We start from the raw sequence: 245 nt of genomic DNA on the forward strand, positions 1-245 counted from the left end.
CTGGGCGTTCGCCGGCGGTCGTCTGATCCACACCTGAGGCAGGTCAGCGCGGCGGTGCCGCCAGTTCCTTTTCGCTGAGGACGCCGTCGCGATCCACGTCCTGGCGCTTGAAGCGCTCGGCCAACTGGGCGAGGTGGGCCTCGCGGGTGATCGGCTTGCCGCGGCCGCCGGGCAGTTCGTCCACCGAGAGCACACCATCGCGGTTGCGGTCCATGCCATCGAAGGCATAGCTCATCCACGCTTGG

General features: G+C 68.6%; 1 protein-coding gene. It reads right to left on the reverse strand.

Annotated features, from left to right (window positions below; all coding sequences use genetic code 11):
- Window positions 1-43: 43 nt before the first annotated feature.
- Window positions 44-245, reverse strand: a 202-nt coding sequence (locus OH705_RS28350; protein WP_267303588.1) for an EF-hand domain-containing protein, incomplete at its 5' end; no start/stop codon positions are given.

Origin of the sequence: Pseudomonas sp. BJa3, assembly GCF_026343815.1 — a bacterium.
Lineage (GTDB): Bacteria > Pseudomonadota > Gammaproteobacteria > Pseudomonadales > Pseudomonadaceae > Aquipseudomonas > Aquipseudomonas soli.